The following is a 20,944-nucleotide window of genomic DNA, read 5'->3' as shown; positions in this document are numbered from 1 at the left end:
CCTACGCTTTCTCTATGCGACATAAGCCGCCTTTAGTTTCAGGAATCTGAGTAATGATGTCATAACCATAGTTTGTAACGGTATTAACACTCTCACCACTTGCAAATGGTTTCGTTCCTGCTGGGAAATTACCTGTTCTGTCCACGCCTTGGAAATATCCTGCAAAGTGGAATGGCATAAAGACCATATCAGGTAAAACTGTATAAGAGTATTTTGCCTTCACCTTGATTTTTGTGCCTTCTGGTGAATGAATCCACATCATATGACCATTTTTAATACCATGCTTGTGCGCTAAATCTGGATGAATATCACAGAACATCTCAGGCGTTAAGGCTGCAATGTATTTTGACGCACGGTTTTCAATACCCGCACCGTTCATCGTGACTAAACGTCCTGTTACCATGTTAATTGGGAACTCTTTAGAGTAATCTTTCGCACTTTGAACAGAGATATATTTGGTCATAACACGGAAATGATTTGCTTTATCCGCATACGCTGGATATTTGAGTGTCAAATCATGACGTGGTGAATGGAGTGGTTCTCTGTGCATTGGGATATGATCAGGGAAGTTCCACACAATCGCACGTGCTTTAGCGTTACCGTAAGGACAAACACCTGCTTCCATACACTTTTGAACCAAAATACCGCTGTTATCCACTTTCCAGTTTGCACCACACGCTGCTTTTTCTTCTTCTGTAAGTGTAATTCCAAGCACGGCTTCAATATTCGCTTTGGTAATCTCAGGATACCCTGTCTCAATTTTTGAGCCTTTAGGGAAAGAGCCTTTTTCTGCTAAAAGATTGACACCATCTTTTTCCAAACCAAAGTTATTTCTAAAGCCCATACCGCCCTCTTTAACAGAGATAGAGGTATCGTAAAGGTTTGGTGAACCACCGTGTGTTTTTGTCCAACATGGCCATGGAAGTCCATAGTATTCGCCCTTCATTGGTCCCATTCCAGCACCTGTAACTTCATCAAACATATGCCAGTTGTCAGTATGTTTTTTAACCCTCTCAGCTGTCCAACCTGTTAAGCCGATGGTTTTGATGATACGTGCAATTTCATTGGTCGCATCTTCTGGCCATACAAAATCTTTTTTGTTAGGAATCATCTCTAATTTGCCATCTTTGGTCTCTTGCATCAACATACCTTTGGTATATTGCTCATAAAAACCTAAACGCTTAGCTAGTTCAAACATAATCTCTTGATCAGGTTTGCTCTCATAAAGAGGCTCAACAACTTTATAACGCCATTGTGCACTTCTGTTGGTTGCAACCACTAAACCGCTGGTCTCAAACTGTGTTGCAGCTGGTAAAATAAAGACATTGTCTTTTTTATCGGTCAAAATCGCTGCTTCGTTCACAAATGGGTCTGCAAGAACGAGCATATCAAGATTGTCTAAACCCTCTTTGATTTTTGCTTGTTGTGCAACAGAGGTAATTCCGTTACCAAACACCAACAATGCTTTAAGCGATGTACCTGCATTTTCGATTTTTTCATCTGATTTGACATTTTGTACACCTGCCCACCAACGAGCCAATGAAAAACCAGGCTTTTCCATCCATGATGCATCTTTAAATTGCTTCACAAGGTATTCATAATCCACACCCCATGATTTTGCGAAATACTTCCAAACAACGGGAACTAAACCATAATATCCTGGAAGTGAGTCAGCTAAACATCCCATATCAGTCGCACCCTGGACGTTATCATGACCTCTTAGAATGTTGGTACCACCACCTGCTTTACCCATATTACCAAGCGCTAATTGGAGAATTGGTGCCATACGTGTATTGCTGGTTCCAATGCTGTGTTGGGTTAGACCCATTGCCCAAATCAACGTTCCTGGACGATTTTTTGCATAAAGATTGGTAATTTGAATGAGTGTTTGAGCTGGAACGCCTGTGACATCTTCAACGAGTTCAGGTGTCCATTTTTTGGCTTCTTCACGAATTTTATCCATACCAAAAACACGTGCGTCAACATACTCTTTATCGTCCCAACCGTTTTGGAAAATAATATTAAGCATTCCGTACATAAAAGGAATATCAGTTCCTGGACGAATTTGTGCATAAATATCTGCTTTTGCCGCCGTTTTTGTAAAACGTGGGTCAATAACAATCAACTGAGAGTTATTGCGCTCTTTTGCTTTTAAGAAATGTTGGAAACCAACAGGGTGATTCACCGCTGGGTTTGCACCAAAAATAATAATCGCTTTAGACTTTTGAATGTCGCCTAAAGAGTTTGTCATCGCACCGTATCCAAATGTGTTCGCTACACCAGCGACTGTGGAAGAGTGTCAGATTCTTGCTTGATGGTCTGTATTATTGGTTCCAAAAAAGGCTGCAAACTTTCTAAAATAGTACGCTTGCTCATTGCTCATCTTAGCTGAACCTAAGAACTGAACGGCATCTGCGCCATCTTTTTTCTTTAAATCTGCTAATTTGGTTGCGATACGATTAAGCGCATCATCCCAACTTAAACGTTTCCATTGACCATTTTCTTTGACCATTGGATATTTAAGACGTACTTCAGATCTGACCATATCGATCATATCTGCACCTTTACAGCAGTGTCCGCCTAAGCTTATTGGGTGGTCTTGAGCAACTTCTTGACGAACCCATACGCCATTTTGAACTTCTGCGATTACACCACATCCGACAGAACAAGATGTACAGATAGTTTTAACTTTTTTACTTCCAGGAAATGGGTTTTTAACCTCTTCCTCTGTTGCGGCTCTCGTTACTTTTTCACTCGCAAAGCTTGATGTTGCACCAAAAACGCTTGCAACCGCTGCCATTTTGAGGAAAGAACGACGACCCACAGTCGTGCTTAGAGCACGGATGGTATCATTTTGCATGATGTGTGCCTCCTAATTTATAGAGCAGATTTATAATAATCTTCCCACGCTTGTGTTTTCTTATAGGTAATCTCTTTTTTGGGAGACTTCCCTACAACAACGCCATTTGAACTTTTTGAACCAGAAGAACTTGCGTGTGCACTGGCTACGCCAACGGCGGTCATCGCACCTGCAAGTGCAGCTTTTTTAACAAAGCCACGTCTGCTTTCGTTCATTGAGCACCTCCTTATGAGATAATCCCTCTTTCAAGGGATTGCTCAAAGCCATCTTTATAGCCTTGGGCAATCCCTTAGGACTGCCTTTTAGACTTCTGCCATTTTTTTGGCTTTGTCTGCCTCTTTTTTAGCCTTATTCTCTGCTCTACGTTTGGCTTCCGCACCTGAGACCATCTCCAAAGGTTGTGGTTTTTGAATACGCTCCACCTCTTTTAAAGGAGGTTTTGCGACATCAAAATAGAGACGCTCAAACGCCATAAACGCATTTAAAACAATGGCGACCGATTTGTAGATACGTGCCATGGGATGCTCATACACTTTGATAATAAACTCATCAATAAAAGGATTAATCACCTCTGTATAAAGGCAGTGTTGCAAAGAGTCATACTCTTTTTGCTCATTCATAATAAGTTCAATCAGCTCATGCATAAAGGTAAAGATAAACCCAACGCTGTCTTCATTCTCTTTAAAATATTGCTCATTACGTCTGATTTTTGTTTTTGCAAGGAAATTTTTTACTTCAAGCTGTTTTCTACCGCTTTCAACCCCTTCATCATAATACGAAGCGGTGTTGCGTACCACTTTATAAGAAGGATTATGAAAAACATCGTCGTATTCTTGAATAAAAGCACTCTCGCCGTTGTGAGCTAAAAAAAGTTGAATTTCCCTTAGCGCCTCACCTGAGTTTTCATCCAATGGATTTTGAGCCATCACTTCCAAAGCCTCACTCAAACCTTCATAACGACTTGGGCTTGTCGTAAAAACAAACAACTTGCTCAGAAAACCATAATAGAGAGAACGGGCTTTATTGACGGATTCTTTATTTAACATGGTTCATTCCTCATTTTTTAAAGTCAATAAAAACAGACCAAAAAGGCTTTTTACATGTAAAGCCTCTCAAACAAGGGAAAACACGGAATCTTTGTAGAAACAAAACCCTATTTTTGTCTTTTTATTTATTCTATCAGTCAAAAGTTTTTGACCAATTTTGAGAAAATGTACCATAGGTAAGCTTAGGCTAAAAAGGTCTAAAAAAAGTAGAAAAAAAACTTAAAAGAAACTTAAATATGCATTTTTAGCATATCGTTTAGAGGGTTGAAGCAGATAAGAGATAGTACATAAAGTTTCCTGAAACTTACCAAAAAGTAGACTTGCCTCTTTTTTATCAGTCAAATATTTTTGACCAAAAAGATTATCTCTCTTTACATGTAAAACATTTTGAGTTCGACTCTCACTTTAAGGATTTTATAATCTACCTTGCTCTAACATATGAATAATTGTTCATATGTACAAACATAAGTAAAAAGGAGCCTTTATGGGTGATGAATTTTGCAGTTGCGATATTTTGCATGAAAACCTCATTGAAATCGTTAAAAAAAAGATGCCACAAGAGGAGAAGCTCTATGATTTGGCGGAGCTTTTTAAAGTCTTTGGCGATACCACACGGGTTAAGATTATCTCTGCACTTTTTGAAGCAGAACTGTGTGTTTGTGACATTGCTGTGCTTTTAGGTATGAGTCAGTCTGCCATTTCTCATCAGCTTCGTGTCCTTCGTCAAGCACGACTTGTCAAACATCGCAAAGAGGGAAAAGTGGTCTTTTACTCCTTGGATGATGAACACATTAAAAGTATTTTCAATCAAGGCTTAGAGCATATATTAGAACCACGAGGATTTGAGCATGCCATTTTCTAAAGAACCCAAAAGCTGTGAGTCAACGCAAAGTTGTTGCTCAAGGTGTGAACCTATCGTTCCAGTCAATGCCAAAAATGAGCACCACCATCATGCACAAGATGAGCATACGCACACCCATGTTTCTCATGACCACGACCACGATGAGCACGACCATCACCATCACCACGGACATAGTGATGAAAGCCTCAAAGAGATGCTTAACTCATCGCAGTTTTATGCCTTTTGTGTCGGGGCTGTTTTATTTGTTTTTGCCCTTTTTATGGATGAGAGCCATCCATGGATGCTTGCAACCTACGTCGCTAGTTTTCTTTTAGTGGGAGGCGAGATTCTCTACGCCGCACTTCGTAATCTTTTTAGAGGAAAACTCTTTGATGAAAACTTTTTGATGGGTTTAGCCACTGTGGGTGCTTTTAGTATCGGCGAGTATCCTGAGGGTGTTTCGGTCATGCTTTTCTTCCGTATTGGTGAGTTTTTTCAAGACTTGGCTGTGGCTCGTTCACGCAAATCCATTACCAAACTCATGGATATTCGCCCCGATTTTGCAAACCTAAAAACAGAGAGTGGAGAGCAAAAAGTCTCCCCCAATGATGTGCCTTTGGGTAGCTTCATCTTGGTTAAAGCAGGGGAAAAAATTCCTTTAGACGGTGTGATTGTGGAGGGTTCATCCACACTTGACACTTCCGCCCTTACCGGTGAAACCCTGCCCAAAGAGGTGAGTAAAGGCGAAGAGGTACTCTCTGGAAGCATCAATAAAACAGGTCTTTTACTGGTTCAAACCACCAAACTTTTTGCCGATTCGACGGTTTCAAAAATTCTCGATTTGGTTCAAAATGCCAGCAATAAAAAGGCTAAAACAGAGCAGTTTATTACCCATTTTGCTAAGTACTACACCCCTTTTGTGGTCATCTCCGCTGCCCTACTCGCCTTTTTACCCCCTCTTTTCATCGAAGGAGCAGAATTTAGTGAGTGGTTTAGGCGTGCTTTAGTCTTTTTAGTTGTCTCTTGCCCTTGCGCACTGGTGGTTTCTATTCCGCTGAGCTTCTTTGGAGGCATTGGTGGGGCATCACGTAATGGTATTTTAATCAAAGGGGGTAACTTTCTTGAAGCCCTTCAAAAGGTCGATACAGTTGTTTTTGATAAAACAGGAACGCTTACCAAAGGTATTTTTAGTGTGACACGCATTCAAGCACTTTCTACCAAAAGTGAAGAAGAGGTGTTAAGACTCGCAGCCCTTGCAGAGATGCACTCCAACCACCCCATAGCACTCTCGATTAAAAGAGCGTATAACGCTTCTCATGAAGGCAACGTCGAACACTATGAAGAGCTTGCGGGGTATGGGGTTAAAGCACACATTGATGGGCAAACCATTCTTGTGGGTAATGATAAACTGCTTCATGAGCAAGGCATTGCGCATGAACGCATTACCACACCGCAGAGCGTTGTTTATGTTGCGTTAGAGGGAGAGTTAGTGGGGTATCTCATCATTGAGGACACCCCAAAAGAAGAGAGTAAAGAAGCTATTTTAGCGCTTCGCTCTTTGGGAATTAACGAAATTATTATGCTCACGGGCGATCATAAAGCCACGGCGCAAAGTGTGGGTGAAAAACTGGGCATTACCCAAATTGAGGCGGAACTTTTACCACATCAAAAAGTAGAAAAACTCGAAGAAATCATGGCACGCAAACAGGGCAAAGGCAAAACCGTTTTTGTCGGCGATGGAATTAATGACGCACCTGTGTTAGCACGCTCTGATGTAGGTATCGCCATGGGTGGAGTTGGCTCTGACGCTGCCATTGAAGCGGCTGACGTGGTGATTATGACCGATGAAATTACCAAAGTCGCCACTGCCCTTAAAATTGCACGTAAAACCCATACGATTGTGTGGCAAAACATCATCTTTGCCCTCGGAGTCAAAGGGGCGATTCTCATTATGGGTGCGTTTGGTGTTGCGACCATGTGGGAAGCGGTTTTTGGCGATGTAGGTGTTGCCCTCATTGCCGTACTTAATGCCACACGAGTACTCACACACAAATAGCTAAAAGCTCCCTTTAGGGGGCTTTTTATTCTTACATGTAAAAAAGATTTTCTATAAAAATGTTCTTTCAAAATAGTATAAAATAACTAAATAATAGGTTTTTTACGCTTGGTATAATACATCGAAGGCAACACCAATCCAAAAGCAATCGCAAATAAAATGCTAATCGCATGCAAACCGTTTTGAATAAAACCAGAAAGCAGAACATCACTCACACCATCACTATTCATTCGAACTAAGCTAATCATCATTTCATACGCATACGTCCCTGGAATCATAGGAATAATAGAAGGAACCGTATACACAGGACGAGGCATCACATAACGACGAGACCAAAAAACACTTATAATGCCTATCGCAGTCGCCGCAATAAACGTCGAAAGTTCAATGGAAAGCGCATTGTTTATCAAGATTTCTCTTAGTCCGTACGTAAACGCACCACCAAAAGCACACAAGGGTAATGTCGAACGAGGCACGTTAAAAATCATCCCAAATCCAACGGAGGGAATCGCTGCCCACAACGCATCTAGTAAAAGAGGTATCCAAGCCATTGTTACCATCCTTTAAGACCTAAAAGCCCCATGGCAAGCATAATGCCAAGAGAAGACATCAGGGTCAATAACGTCGCTTGTGTCCAACGCCCCCATCCCATACTGATATAACCTTTAAAAGCATCCAACATCGAATTGATATAAGGCAAACCTGGAACGAGCAATAAAACACTTGAAGAGAGCACAACACTCTGCGTAGTACTCAGCCCATTATAAAAGGACAAACTACCAATGAGCGTACAGACAAATGCGGTAAAAGCAAAAACGATTAATAAAGAGTAATTGCGATGAGAAAGCTCTCTTCGTACTATCATTCCAACCGAAGCTGCCAAAAAAGTAATCCAAAATCCAGACCAATCCGCACCATGCAAATGGCTAAATGCCGCACACGAAAAACCAATCATAGGAATCAATAACCATACAGGATACGCATCCGCATGAATCGCCATCAATTTTCGCTCAACCGTCATAATATCGCAAGGATTTTTCTCTGTCTCAATGCAAATCGTCACAATTTGATGGACAATAGAGAGATTAATAGGTTGTTCTTGCGCACGTCGTGTTGTCGTCACGGAAGAATCACCAACAAGTGTGGTGAGAACAACCGCAGAGGGAATAAGAGACATCTCAACAGAGGTACACCCTAAAGCAACACCCAAACGAGAAGAGAGCTGTTCAATCAAACGACTTTCAGCACCGTATTCAAGAAGCATCACTGCCACACGAACCACCACCGTCGTGATTCTTGTCTGTTCTTCATGTGAAATCGTAAGGTATCCTTTTTCTATTTTAGAGTTCTTGCAGAACTCTTAGCACACCTTTAAAGCAAAGCTCTAAAGGCTACGTTAACACTAAGTTTTCCTCGGCGGAATGCCCCTGCACACTAGGTGCTTTTCTTTCTTGCAAAAGGAGTTTTGCAAGATGTCTTTTGTAGAGCACATCATAGTCAAAATAGATTTAAACTAAAAGAAGCGATGGTATCGTTATAAAATTTTTTACATGTAAAGAATAAAAGGAGGCAAATCGCCTCCTTTTATCATTAATGAAAGTCGGTATGAACAATGCTCTCTTGCACATCCATTTTAACCACATGGTCACTGCTTTCAAAGCGGGTAAATCCAGCATCTGCGCCCGTGGTTTGGGTCCAGCCTGTGCCATGCAATGTATCATCGCTACCACCCAAAATTTTCAAAATGGTATTACTATCATCGGTGATATTTAAAACATCGGCTGGATTAATGCTCAGCTCAACACTCGCCTTAGTTAAATCCAACACTTCAATGCTCTCTATTTTTCCATCGGTAATGCCGCTTAAATCAACCGTTGCATCGTGAGAAAAGAGCAAAGTATCTACACCATTACCACCATGTATAACACTATCAGCGCTATCGTACACGAAGATGTCATTATTATTTCCACCGTAAAGTTGGTCAACTCCCGCTCCACCATCGAGCGTATCATTGACATTACCTCCATTGAGAATGTCATTCCCTACACCACCATCAAGCGTATCGCTTCCATTACCCCCATTTAATATATCATTTCCTGCACCACCAAAGAGTATATCATTACCGTTATTTCCATTAAGTGTGTCATTACCCGCGTATCCACGCATTAAATCATTTTCATTTGTTCCATTTAATGTATTAGTATTTTCCGTTCCAGAGAGAAGGGATGAAGTCTCGGAAATGGTAACACTCATAATTTCTGAAACACTTGCACTACTGCCATTGGCTTCCGTTGCTGTTGCGGTAATGGAAAGGTTGATCATTCCTGTGTAATTATCAGCAGGTAAGAGGTAAAGATCTTCTAAATCATTCTCACTAAAACTCCATGTACCATCGCTATTTTTTGTTCCACTTGAGAAAGTAGCATTACTCGGAACTCCAGAAATGACTACACTTAGTGTTTCAGAGCCATCTGTATCACCAAGTGTAGCATACAATGAACTGAGCGAAATAGGAGCGCCATAAACCGTATTGTCTCCTGCAAGTTTGAAATTAGCATTTGAAAGGGATAAAGAGGAGTCTTTATTAACATCACTTCCATTTAAAACCAACCATGCAAACGTATAATTTCCTTCCATGCTTGCTGTATAACTGTACGTTCCATTATTAACAAATGTTGTTCCTGTCATTTCAGACGCATTGACGATATAAGAGGTTTTAACGCCTAGAGGATCTGTCACTAAAAGAACCACAATATCATTAAAACCATCCGAAATTTGATTTGCATAATCTTCACCGTTTCTAAAACTGTAATCCCATGAAACACTCATGCCTATACCCATCGTATAGTGTGACTCACTCACTTTACCATCAATAACGTTAACGGTACCACTATCACTTCCATTAGGATTAAAGGTGTCAAGATAGTTAGCATTTACACCTAACTCTACTTCAAGGTTTGTCTGAGATACACCGTTCGAATAGTTTACCCCTTGTGCTGTAATAATTGTATCGCTTTGATGTGTCGATATAACCGTCGCTCCTTGATTAAGGGCAGTGATATTTTGTGTAAACAGCACAGGCGCATCCGCTACAGAAGAGACAACTATACTTACAGTTGCAGCATTTGAAACCGTTGTGCCATCGCTTATGGTATACGTAAAATCTGCTGTACCACTAAAGTTTTCATTAGGGGTAAATGTGATGGTTCCATTGCTGTTTAAAAATGCTGTGCCATTCGTGCCACTGGTCACACTATGAATACTTAAAGCTGAGCTATCAACGTCCGTGTCATTACCCATCAATTGTGCTAAGGTAAATATTGTACTTGTATCTTCTGTTATATTTAATGTATCATTCACCGCTATAGGAGCGTCATTTTTTCCTTCAACATTCATCGTAAACGTCTGTTTTTCAGAAACACCCCCATTGGCATCTCTGATGTAAAAATCAAAACTGCCCGTTGCAACTTCTCCTTGAGGGATAGTATTAAAAGCACTATTTGCTTCGATGCTATACTCTCCATTACTCTTTAATGTCACATTGGCATCAAAGCTCCCTCCACCACTCATATTAAATGTCACGACAATAGGCGCAGAAAAGCTACTGCCATCCGCTTGGGAAATTGTTAAATCTGAAGTTTTACCATCGACATCCGTTGCTCCATTTAAAAGAGAAACGCTTCCTGTCACACCCGTTTGACTCACAACATCTTCATTAAAATTTTCCGTTTGAAACGATGCATTGGATGTAGCACCAGCAACTGCATTTTCGACATTAAATGTCATTTTTCCATTCCACGCCATGGTCTCCGTACCGCTCCTATCCGTGCCACTTGCTATGTAACTTGAAACGCTTTTATCTTCCGCTTGAAGGGTAACTCCACCACTGATTTGAAGCGTACCATTGGCTCCCGTACTCACTGTTCCACCAATGGTAATAGAATCTACAATAAGGTTTCTATCCTCGCTGTAGCCATCACCATCCGTATCGCCACCCCCTTCATACGCATCTTGAACAAACTCAATCGCAATACTCTTTGTGCCTTGCGCCACATCAAAGGTAACGTATTCGTACGAAGTTTGACGTGCTACACTTCCCAAAGAACTTGAAATGTTATAACTACGGAACTCTTCAACGCTAAGGGGTGAGTCATTAAGCTTTACACCATCAACGTAAATATTAAACTTAGGCGCATCGCCTGTGCTCGTGTTAAATCTATCACCTGAGAGTTTAACCATCACAGGAATATCTGCATTTGTTTGCATTGTCTCAAGAGTGGTCACATTCACCTCAGGCGCATCATTTTGTCCTAGAATGGTCATGGTAAATTGTTGTGGTATGGAGAGATTATTGGTTGTTTCACCATCGCTAATGGTGTACCAAAAACTTCCCGTTGCGCTTTGCCCTTCTGGAATAGCATTTAAGAGTTCACTTTGAGAGATGGCATAACTGCCATCGGTATTGATTTTTACGGGAAGATAAATGGTTGAGGTAGCACCTTCTGCATTGGTATAGCTAAAACCTACTTTTATCAGTGTTCCACTGCTACTTACCGCCGTATAATGTGAATTGTCACTGCTAATTTGTGCAATGCTATGCCCACTGCTGGTATCTTCATCACTTAAACCAGCGAGTAAATTGACTCCACCTTGCACAGGGGTAATGGATACAGAAAGCGCATCTTCATTCACACTATCACTTGAAGCGGAAGCAATAGGTGCATCATTAACGACAGTCACGCTAGGGTCAACACTCACGGCACTCCCTAATGTTTTACCATCGTTGGGTGTTAGTGTAAATGCGGGTAAATCACTGCCTGCATTCACCAAAGCTACTCCTGCGGCAGTTAGCGTTACATTGCCACTGCCATCAAGTGCATAGTGCGTCGTATCGCTTAAGTTCACACTCACGCTATCCCCATCCACGTCTGAGGTGCTGTAATGTGCAACAACACTACCTACACCATTACTGCTGGCATCCTCTACAAAGGTAGTGACGGTTGTTACGCTTAATGTCGCAGCCGTATTGTATGGATAATAAGCACCATCTAAAAATTGAAGTTTCTCCACATTTCTAAGCTCTGTGACATCGCCTATGCCATTTCCATCGCTATCACTGCTTACATTTTCACTCACCAAAATAGAACCACTGGCGGTGGTCGTTATGGTATATTCAGAAGCATTTTTGCCAAAGAGAACCGTATCAGCTCCATTGCCCCCATCAATGACAAGTGTATCATTGCTATCGTCTCTATAAGCTATAGGTGAAGCGCTATCGGTGTACACGAGATCATTGCCATCTCCTAAAAGGACAAAATCATCCGTTTGTTCCGTATATGCTCCTGTTCCAGCCCCGTGATAATAGTGTACTGCTGTGCTTTGCGCTGTGGTATTGCCTGAAGCATCCGTTTCTGTGACTTTAAAAAATTCATTGTCACCCACTGGAGTATTAGGGAGATTTGAAATATCCGCATTCCATGTCCCATCAGCTTGAATAATGGCTGTTGCAACCACGTTATTATCTTCATCGTAAAGGGTAATCGTATTGCCCTCTTCTGCGCCTGTTCCACTGATGGTTACTGAAGCATAATTGCCTGTGTTATCAACGATATTGGTAATAGCAAGTTTGGAACTATCAGGAGGCGTAGTATCAGTAATCACTTCACTCATGGATGTGGTGGTTTGAGTCGCTTGTGTATCCGTCAGTATCAAAGGTGTTTCATCGTTGGGCGTTTCATCTATACTTCGTTGTGAAGATTCTACACTGCTCTCATTACCACCTGAAACATAGCGTGCTGTCGCAAAGCCTGACATCAAAGAAGAAGCTGTGGATGTTCCAGCTTCACCGGCAGCGGTTGCTTCTAAGTTTGAAATATCCTCACCTTTTAGCAAAGCAGCTTGTATTTGCTCAACACTTGCTCCAGAAATAATCGCATTCACCGTTTGATTTGCAACTACGGCATCATGCCCAAAACCCTCATTCGATGTATAAACACTCGCATCTATTTTTAAACCATCATTTCCATTTAATGTAATTTCTCGTCCATCAGACAAAGAGAGCATCACACGAGACCCAGCACCTAAGGTACTAATCGTCTCTTCAAAATGAATCGTATCTCCAATAGCTAAAACTCTCTCTTCACCCATAGCATTTTTTACCATGACTAAACCACTTAATTGTTTCACCAAACCCACAGAAAGTGCCATACATTATCCTTCTCTCAGTATTATAAACGCGCGATAATAACAAAATGAGAAGATTTTTAATAGTGTACTTTAGTACAATAAGAAGAGATAACAAGACGCATACAAGGCGTTTATATCTTTACATGTAAAAAGATTCAGAGGGAAAAATCCCTCTGAATTTTAATCAAAATCAGTATGAACAATGCTATCTTGTACATCAATATATACAGGTGTGCTATCTGGCAGTGCACCCTCATAACGTACAAAACCTTCATCAACACCTGTTTGATCCGCAGAGACATTCCATGGTGAATCTTCCCCTGCAATAATCGTACTGGCAACAGCATCACTGCTATCTCCTATAATTTTCAAAATGGTACTGGTATCGTCCGTCATGTCAAAGACGTCTTGTGGATTCAAATTGGTAATGGACACATCTGCTCTTGAGAGGTCAATCACTTCAATATTTTCTAGTTTTGCATCATCAATTAGATTGAAATCAATATTCGAATCCCCAACCAATAGTGTATCTAATCCATCACCGCCATCTATTTGGCTATCAGCGCTATCATAGACTAAGACATCATCATCTACACCACCATAAAGAGCATCTACCCCTTCATCTCCATCAAGAAAATCATCACCCAAACCACCACTTAGGCTATCATTTCCATCATTACCACTGAGTAAATCATCACCTTCGGTTCCAGATAACGTATCATCGCCCAATGTTCCCGAGATTTCATTATAGGAACTTTGCGTTGTTGTCGCGGAATCTGCACCATCCCAAGAGGTAACGCTACTACTAATGGCATTAATTTCATCCACCCCTATATAACGATCTGTCGTAAACGTAATCTCTGCATCTGGGTCAACAACATAGTAGCCATCATTGTCAACGTCATACACCACCACACCGTTTTCATAAAGGCTTGCTCCATCAGGTAATGATGCTTTTTCAATCATAACAGGCGTTAACATTTCACTGCTATCACTCAGTGCGGCATCGATATTGAGAAGATACTCTACGGTAATAGGCGCTACCAAACTCACACTATCAACCTTAAACTCTGCGTTTTTATCACTACCGTCCGCAAAATTGTCGATACGCACCATGTTAAAATACTCATCCGAATCCAAAACAAGCTGTATAGACTGATTATTAGCGGTAGGTAACAACGTATCCATCAAGAATTCTTTGACGAATTCGCCATCTCTTAAAAAGACTATACGTCCTTCATCCACAGAAGTTTTATAACTCTTGATGTCAATGATTGCTTGCTTTGTATAACCATTAAAAAGAATATTTCCCGTTGTTGAGCCAGCATTTAAATGACCGTTAAACACAGGAGCTTCGTACTCAGTACCATAACTGACATCACCTTGTAGCACACTGGTTTGAAGCAACGGCGCATCTGCAACAGGTGTTACATGAATCATCACATCTTGCGTACTGGTTGCCCCACTCGTATCTGTCAGCGTATAACTAAGCTCAATAGCACTACCACTGTAATTATGTGAAGGATTAAACGTATACGTTCCATCACCATTACTGATTAACGTTCCATTGGCTGGATCTTTGAGCGCTACATTATCAATGCTTAAAACATCGTTTGCGTCAATATCACTTGAACCTATCAATAATTGCGCATCCGTAAGGGTAATGGCAGTATCCTCAGCGGTTGTAAATTCATGGTAAGAAGCCACAGGCGTGTCATTGGTACCGGTGATACTCACTTGCACACTGCTATCAACCGTTCCATCCACACTTTTAATGATAAAGGTATCACTAATCACATCACCAGCGTTAAGTTCATTGTAAGCGGCGTTTGCCACATAGCTCCATGTACCATCCGTGGCTAAATTAAAGACACCATAGGTTCCTCCAACATTACTTTGAGCAACGTAAGCGTTTTCACCTGCATCAGGATCAACCACCCCACCAAGGTTTCCACCCGTACTTAAGATCACATCGGTTTCATTAAGTCCTACAATAGCACTGCCTAAAACAGGGGTATCATTGGTACCGGTGATGCTCACTTGTACACTGCTATCAACCGTTCCATCGACACTTTTAATGATAAAGGTATCACTAATCACATCGCCGGCGTTAAGTTCATTGTAAGCGGCGTTTGCCACATAGCTCCATGTACCATCCGTGGCTAAATTAAAGACACCATAGGTTCCTCCAACATTACTTTGAGCAACGTAAGCGTTTTCACCTGCATCAGGATCAACCACCCCACCAAGGTTTCCACCCGTACTTAAGATCACATCAGTTTCATTAAGTCCTACAATAGCACTGCCTAAAACTGGCGTATCATTGGTACCGGTGATGCTCACTTGTACACTGCTATCAACCGTTCCATCCACACTTTTAATGATAAAGGTATCACTAATCACATCGCCGGCGTTAAGTTCATTGTAAGCGGCGTTTGCCACATAGCTCCATGTACCATCCGTGGCTAAATTAAAGACACCATAGGTTCCTCCAACATTACTTTGAGCAACGTAAGCGTTTTCACCTGCATCAGGATCAACCACCCCACCAAGGTTTCCACCCGTACTTAAGATCACATCGGTTTCATTAAGTCCTACAATAGCACTGCCTAAAACAGGGGTATCATTGGTACCGGTGATGCTCACTTGTACACTGCTATCAACCGTTCCATCCACACTTTTAATGATAAAGGTATCACTAATCACATCGCCGGCGTTAAGTTCATTGTAAGCGGCGTTTGCCACATAGCTCCATGTACCATCCGTGGCTAAATTAAAGACACCATAGGTTCCTCCAACATTACTTTGAGCAACGTAAGCGTTTTCACCTGCATCAGGATCAACCACACCACTAAGGGTTCCACCCGTACTTAAGATCACATCGGTTTCATCCAAACCAACTACGGCACTGCCCAGTATTGGCGTGTCATTGATAGGTAAAACATCAATCGAAACGGTATACGTATTACTCGCACCATTACTATCGGTGACACTGTATGTAAAAGAATCTCCACCGTGATAATTGGCATTGGGGGTATAGGTATAGCCTCCATTGTCATTAAGAACAACCGTTCCAGAAGTCGTACCTCCTACCAACGCATAAGTAATGGCATCACCATCCACATCTGTGGCCAAAGGTAGTGTCCCTAAAAGAGGTGTATCCTCATTGGTGACAACACTATCATCCCCTGCTAATGGCGCACTGTTTGCAACGACAACCGTAGCAGCTTCTTCAAGAGGTGCTGTGGGAGGAACATATGTGACATCCTCACCCGTACCTACGTCAAGAGTACGATAATCCGCTACGACATTACTCTCACTACCTCCTGTAAGGTAACGTGCCATCGCATTGGTTGACATCTCACCCCCCACAGGTGCACCACCCTCTCCCGCAGCAGTCGCTTCAAGCTCACTAACATCTTCACCTCTTAAAAGCGCAGCCTGCATCTCTTCAACACTCTTTCCAGACATCACATCACCGACCGTTTGGCTAGAAACGACGGCTTCTTCCCCAAATCCTTCAGCGACATAAACGCTTTTATCTAAGAAAATATCATCATTGCCCGCTAGGGTTATCTCTTTCCCGTCCATCAAAGCAAGAATCACTTTCGAGTCTGCTCCAAAGGTACGTATCGTATCCTCAAAAAGAGTGTGTCACCTACTTTTAATACCCGCTCTTCTCCTTGCATACCTTTTGCAATAACAAGACCTTTAATCTCTTTGATCGTTCCAATTGAAAGTGCCATGATAAAACCCCTTTTATTTGCTTATACAACCATGCTAACACAAAAGAAAAAGGAGGTCTATTGTACCTATGTACAATAGAAACTGACGAAAAATTAAAAATGAAAAAAAGTTTTTTGTTAGAGGACAAGAGCCAAAGCGAGACGGTCTTTAAGACCCGTTTTTTCATAAATAGAGGTTAAATGTGCTTTCACAGTACGCTCAGTAATGCCTTCTCTAAGCGCAATCTCTTTGTTACTCAACCCTTCTTTGATGAGCGAGGCAATCTCTTTCTCTTTGCAAGAGAGTTTTTCAAGAAGATTTTGGTTTACATGTAACGATTTTTGAGAAGAGAGTGTTTGAATCATCGTCTGGATAAATTCAGGATAAAGCCAGACGTTTCCCTTTTTTACAACCAAAAGAGCTTCGTTCAAATGCACCGGTGCCATGTGCGTATTTCCATACGCTTTAATGCCATATTTTAACAGTATAGAACCTTGCGCATAGGTTGGTTTTTGACTTAAAACAATGGTACTTACCCAAGGATACTCATCTCGTAATTGTTCTAAAAAACCTTCCAAATCTTCTCCATAATGACGCTCTTCCATCACTAAAATAGTCTTTACATGTAACGCATTTAAATGAGCAAAAAGCGCTTTCTCATAGTGACACACTTCACACTGTTCAGACGTTAATGCCGCTTGCCATGTTGCAATCACTTCAGGATGTGAAGAGTAGAGTATGACCATTAGCGCTCCCTTAAGGCGTTATGTTTAGCTTTCAAAATGGGTTTTAAAAGGTAATCTAACACGGTCTTTTTCCCTGTTAAAATATCCACACTTGTTGTCATACCGACCATTAATTCCAAAGGTTTTTCAACCGTACCTAAATGATTTTTATCGGTTTTGATATGCACAATATAGTACGTCTCACCCCGCTCATTGGTAATGGTATCAGCACTAATAAAAACTACCTTCCCCGCTAAACCACCATAAATCGAAAAATCATACGCTGTAAATTTCACCATCGCATCAAGCCCTAAACGCAAAAACCCAACATCAGAGGGTTTAACTTTTGCTTCAACCAAAAGGGTGTCTTCACTCGGAACAATCTCCAAAATATCCATACCAGGTTTGACAACGCCTGAGACGGTATTCACTAAAAGTTGCTTAACCGTTCCATCCACAGGGGCACGAACCAACGTTCTTTTTACTCTATCTTCTAAACTGGTTTGGGCTTCATTTAAGCGTGACATTTCTGCAATAATTTCGTTTAACTCTTTTTTAGCTCTGTTTTGAAAATTTAGCTCGGCTTCAAGACGCTTATTTTGAACTTCTGCAATGGCTGATTTCACACGGGGAATAGCCAATCTACTGGTTTGAAGTTCGCCTTGAACATTATTTGTCTGGCGTTTTAACTGTAAAAACTCCATCTCTGAGACCAAGCCTTTTTTGACCAATGGTGCCATAATGTCGATCTCTTTTTTAACCAAATCATAACTGGTACTTAATTGCGCCACTTTGGATTCGAGTTCAGTCAGTTCACTCTCTTTTTGCTTAATCTGCTCATTTAAAATTTGAAATGTTTTTGTCAGTTGTTCTTGATTAGAGTTATATAAACTTTTTTCATACACAATTTGTTGTTGCATTTGCTCATCCAAATCTTGTGAAACCTCAAACGCTTCAGCATTGGCTTCGGCTTCTAAGCGCATGGATTTTGCTTTGAGCTCAATATAACGAAGCCTGTTTTCGCCATACGAACTGGCAAAATTTTTATCATCAATTTTAAGTAAAATCTGCCCTTTTTTAACCCGATCACCCTCTTTGACCAAAATCTCAGAAACAATGCCCCCTTCTAAATTTTGAATCACTTGAAGTTGCTGTGAAGGAATCACCTTCCCTTCTCCTCTGGTTAATTCATCAATCTCCGCAATACTCGCCCAAAGCAGAAGCCACCCAATAGAAATCACCATTATCCAAATCATTTTACGTGAAGAGTTAGGTGCTTTTTGAAGCACTGCTTCACTCAAACTTGACATAAACTCCAAATCATTTTCATTATACTTTGCCATGATTATCTCGTTCCATTTAATTTTGCGAGTACATCTTCTTTTTTACCATCCATCACAATACGTCCATTATCAACCACAATCAAACGATCCACAATCTCTAAAAGAGATATTTTATGCGTAATTAAAAGCGTTGTTTTACCTTCAATATGCTCTTTAAGAAGTTTCTTCGTGTGATTTTCAGCCGTATTGTCCAGTGAATTGGTTGGCTCATCGAGTAAAAGAATAGGCGCATCGAGCAAAAAAGCTCTTGCAATGGCAATACTTTGTCTTTGCCCTAAAGAAAGCCCTTCGCCCCGCTCTAAGATAGGCATATCAAAGCCTAGAGGATGGCTATTAACAAACTCATTAACACCCCCTACTTGTGCCGCCCTTAAAATAGCCTCATCATCGACATAAGGAGCTTTATAAATGATATTTTCTTTAACAGTTCCTTGAAACAAAATGACATCTTGAGGAACATAACCTATATTTTTACGCAAATCCACAGGATCAATCTGATTGATATCAATCCCATCAATCAACACAGACCCTTCAGCAGGTGCGTAAAGCCCTAAAATAAGCTTTTCTATCGTGGTTTTTCCTGAGCCATTGCGTCCTAAAATCGCTACTTTTTCCCCTACGTTAATTTTAAAAGAGACCCCTTCTAAGGAATTTTTTTGCGCTTCAGGATACGCAAATGTGACATTTTTAAACTCTATCGTACCCAAAAGTTTTTCACGACGGACAAAGCGCTTCCCTTCAGGTCGCTCCACAGGCAATTTCATAATGTCATCTAAAGCCTTATACGCCGTTTTGGCTTGTTCGTAGTTGGCAATCAGTGCAGCCACTTGTGCCATCGGCGCAATCGCGCGTGAAGAGAGGATAATCGCCGCAATAAGCCCACCCATCGTTAACTCTACCTCTTTAATCATATACACACCCAAAAGCACCACCACCACAGAATCTAACTGAATCAAAAATGAGGTAACCGTTGTAATAGAGCTCGATAAAATCTTAGCTTTTAAACCACGATTGGCAATCTCTCCTGTGGCTTCTTCCCATTTCCATTGAGCATGACCTCCTGCACTAAAGGCTTTAATGGTCTCTAAGAGCGTTAAACTCTCAATCAAAATGCCATTTTTGACTGCTGAGGCATGGTAAGTGCTCTCAATACTTTGCGTTAAAGCATTTTTCACACTCAGCGTATAAAGCAAAATAAAAATCATCAAAACAATCGGCACTAAAACCATATATCCCGCAATAAAATAGACCATCCCTAAAAAAATCAATGCAAAAGGAAGGTCAATGAGTGCCGCTAAGGTCGAAGAGGTAAAAAAGTTGCGAATCGCATCAAAATCTTTCAGGTTATTGGCAAAGGCACCGACCGATTTTGGACGTGCCGCCATCTTCAAATCCATCACTTTTTCAAACAAAATAGAAGACATAATCACATCGCTCTTTTTTCCTGCGATTTCTAAAAAGTACGAGCGTGTAAACTTTAAAACAATATCCAAAAGATAGACAATAAACACCCCAAGGGCTAAAACCCAGAGTGTTTCTATGGCATTGTTAGGAATCACTCTATCATAAACGTTCATCGTAAATAAGGGACTTGCCAAAATAAAGAGGTTGATTAAAAAAGATGCAATAATCACATCCATGTAAATTTGCTTTGAGCGATTGAGCGTACCCCAAAACCAGCTGGTTCCTGTGTTATTTAAAAGACGTTCCCGAGGGCTATCAAAGGCAAACTCTTTCTTGAGCAAAAAGCAAAACCCCATATACTCTTTTTCAAGAGTGGCTATCTCAACCCAATCCTCACCCTCTGTAATGTCAGGGTGAATAATCTTCGCTTTTGTATGCGTCTCATCAAAACGCTCCAAAATACATGCTGAGCGGTTTTTAAGCACTAAAATACAAGGCAACACCAAAGAAGAGAGTTCATCCAACTCTTTTTGAACCAATTTCGAAACAAATCCCGCACGTTGTGCCGCACGAGAGAAAAGGGATTTTGAGCCCCCTTTTATGGAAAAAAGCTCCACAGAATTAACCCCTTTTTCAATGGGCAAACCCGCCACGAGTGCTTCAGCACTATAAGGAACATTGTAAAGCTTTGTAAAAAGGACTAAGCACGATAACAAAGGATCTTTTGCGTACTCTTTTGCGATTTCTGGTTCCATTC

13 protein-coding genes are annotated in these 20,944 nt (G+C 41.1%); 2 read left to right on the top strand and 11 right to left on the bottom strand.

Annotation, left to right across the window (positions count from 1 at the left end; translation table 11 throughout):
- Nucleotide 1: 1 nt before the first annotated feature.
- The 3 genes from SDEL_RS04130 to SDEL_RS04115 all read right to left on the bottom strand — a co-directional run bounded on the left by SDEL_RS04130 (nt 2) and on the right by SDEL_RS04115 (nt 3,906).
- Complete coding sequence (locus SDEL_RS04130; protein WP_223295844.1) at nt 2-2,860, bottom strand: formate dehydrogenase subunit alpha; 2,859 nt, start codon at nt 2,858-2,860, stop codon at nt 2-4.
- 17 nt (nt 2,861-2,877) lie between these two features.
- Entirely contained in the window at nt 2,878-3,075 is a 198-nt protein-coding gene (locus SDEL_RS04120; RefSeq protein ID WP_012856599.1) for a twin-arginine translocation signal domain-containing protein, read from the bottom strand.
- Nucleotides 3,076-3,162: 87 nt separating this feature from the next.
- On the bottom strand, nt 3,163-3,906 hold the full coding sequence (locus SDEL_RS04115) for a TorD/DmsD family molecular chaperone (protein ID WP_012856598.1): 744 nt from the start codon (nt 3,904-3,906) through the stop codon (nt 3,163-3,165).
- A gap of 484 nt (nt 3,907-4,390) precedes the next feature.
- Between SDEL_RS04115 and SDEL_RS04110 the strand changes: the two genes are divergently transcribed.
- Both SDEL_RS04110 and SDEL_RS04105 read left to right on the top strand, forming a co-directional pair.
- Nucleotides 4,391-4,768, top strand: coding sequence for an ArsR/SmtB family transcription factor (locus tag SDEL_RS04110; RefSeq protein ID WP_012856597.1), 378 nt, complete (start codon nt 4,391-4,393; stop codon nt 4,766-4,768).
- Nucleotides 4,755-6,803: a heavy metal translocating P-type ATPase gene (locus tag SDEL_RS04105; protein ID WP_012856596.1), complete on the top strand. Its 2,049-nt coding sequence runs from the start codon at nt 4,755-4,757 to the stop codon at nt 6,801-6,803. Before SDEL_RS04110 ends, SDEL_RS04105 begins: the two co-directional genes overlap by 14 nt.
- A gap of 86 nt (nt 6,804-6,889) precedes the next feature.
- Here the strand turns inward: SDEL_RS04105 and SDEL_RS04100 are convergent, their stop codons facing one another.
- From SDEL_RS04100 to SDEL_RS04070, 8 genes are all read right to left on the bottom strand, one after another.
- Entirely contained in the window at nt 6,890-7,354 is a 465-nt protein-coding gene (locus tag SDEL_RS04100; RefSeq protein ID WP_012856595.1) for a threonine/serine exporter family protein, read from the bottom strand.
- Between the two features lie 2 nt (nt 7,355-7,356).
- The gene (locus SDEL_RS04095; protein WP_223295843.1) at nt 7,357-8,088 is read right to left on the bottom strand and encodes a threonine/serine exporter family protein; all 732 of its coding nucleotides are present in this window, start codon (nt 8,086-8,088) and stop codon (nt 7,357-7,359) included.
- A gap of 305 nt (nt 8,089-8,393) precedes the next feature.
- Nucleotides 8,394-13,010: a retention module-containing protein gene (locus tag SDEL_RS04090; RefSeq protein ID WP_012856593.1), complete on the bottom strand. Its 4,617-nt coding sequence runs from the start codon at nt 13,008-13,010 to the stop codon at nt 8,394-8,396.
- A gap of 159 nt (nt 13,011-13,169) precedes the next feature.
- Nucleotides 13,170-16,595: a VCBS domain-containing protein gene (locus SDEL_RS04085; RefSeq protein WP_012856592.1), complete on the bottom strand. Its 3,426-nt coding sequence runs from the start codon at nt 16,593-16,595 to the stop codon at nt 13,170-13,172.
- On the bottom strand, nt 16,592-16,735 hold the full coding sequence (locus SDEL_RS12040; RefSeq protein ID WP_012856591.1) for a hypothetical protein: 144 nt from the start codon (nt 16,733-16,735) through the stop codon (nt 16,592-16,594). Before SDEL_RS12040 ends, SDEL_RS04085 begins: the two co-directional genes overlap by 4 nt.
- A 117-nt stretch (nt 16,736-16,852) precedes the next feature.
- On the bottom strand, nt 16,853-17,461 hold the full coding sequence (locus SDEL_RS04080) for a response regulator transcription factor (RefSeq protein ID WP_012856590.1): 609 nt from the start codon (nt 17,459-17,461) through the stop codon (nt 16,853-16,855).
- Complete coding sequence (locus tag SDEL_RS04075; RefSeq protein ID WP_012856589.1) at nt 17,461-18,783, bottom strand: HlyD family type I secretion periplasmic adaptor subunit; 1,323 nt, start codon at nt 18,781-18,783, stop codon at nt 17,461-17,463. Before SDEL_RS04075 ends, SDEL_RS04080 begins: the two co-directional genes overlap by 1 nt.
- 2 nt (nt 18,784-18,785) lie before the next feature.
- Entirely contained in the window at nt 18,786-20,942 is a 2,157-nt protein-coding gene (locus SDEL_RS04070) for a type I secretion system permease/ATPase (protein ID WP_012856588.1), read from the bottom strand.
- Between the last annotated feature and the right edge of the window lie 2 nt (nt 20,943-20,944).

This window comes from Sulfurospirillum deleyianum DSM 6946 (assembly GCF_000024885.1).
Taxonomy (GTDB): domain Bacteria; phylum Campylobacterota; class Campylobacteria; order Campylobacterales; family Sulfurospirillaceae; genus Sulfurospirillum; species Sulfurospirillum deleyianum.
This window is presented reverse-complemented; position numbering and strand designations above follow the sequence as displayed.

What these genes read in the sequence shown, in the direction of transcription:
- SDEL_RS04120 (WP_012856599.1), bottom strand. Translation starts at nt 3,075, where the DNA reads ATGAACGAAAGCAGACGTGGCTTTGTTAAAAAAGCTGCACTTGCAGGT.
- SDEL_RS04115 (WP_012856598.1), bottom strand. Translation starts at nt 3,906, where the DNA reads ATGTTAAATAAAGAATCCGTCAATAAAGCCCGTTCTCTCTATTATGGT.
- SDEL_RS04110 (WP_012856597.1), top strand. Translation starts at nt 4,391, where the DNA reads ATGGGTGATGAATTTTGCAGTTGCGATATTTTGCATGAAAACCTCATT.
- SDEL_RS04105 (WP_012856596.1), top strand. Translation starts at nt 4,755, where the DNA reads ATGCCATTTTCTAAAGAACCCAAAAGCTGTGAGTCAACGCAAAGTTGT.
- SDEL_RS04100 (WP_012856595.1), bottom strand. Translation starts at nt 7,354, where the DNA reads ATGGCTTGGATACCTCTTTTACTAGATGCGTTGTGGGCAGCGATTCCC.
- SDEL_RS04090 (WP_012856593.1), bottom strand. Translation starts at nt 13,010, where the DNA reads ATGGCACTTTCTGTGGGTTTGGTGAAACAATTAAGTGGTTTAGTCATG.
- SDEL_RS12040 (WP_012856591.1), bottom strand. Translation starts at nt 16,735, where the DNA reads ATGGCACTTTCAATTGGAACGATCAAAGAGATTAAAGGTCTTGTTATT.
- SDEL_RS04080 (WP_012856590.1), bottom strand. Translation starts at nt 17,461, where the DNA reads ATGGTCATACTCTACTCTTCACATCCTGAAGTGATTGCAACATGGCAA.
- SDEL_RS04075 (WP_012856589.1), bottom strand. Translation starts at nt 18,783, where the DNA reads ATGGCAAAGTATAATGAAAATGATTTGGAGTTTATGTCAAGTTTGAGT.
- SDEL_RS04070 (WP_012856588.1), bottom strand. Translation starts at nt 20,942, where the DNA reads ATGGAACCAGAAATCGCAAAAGAGTACGCAAAAGATCCTTTGTTATCG.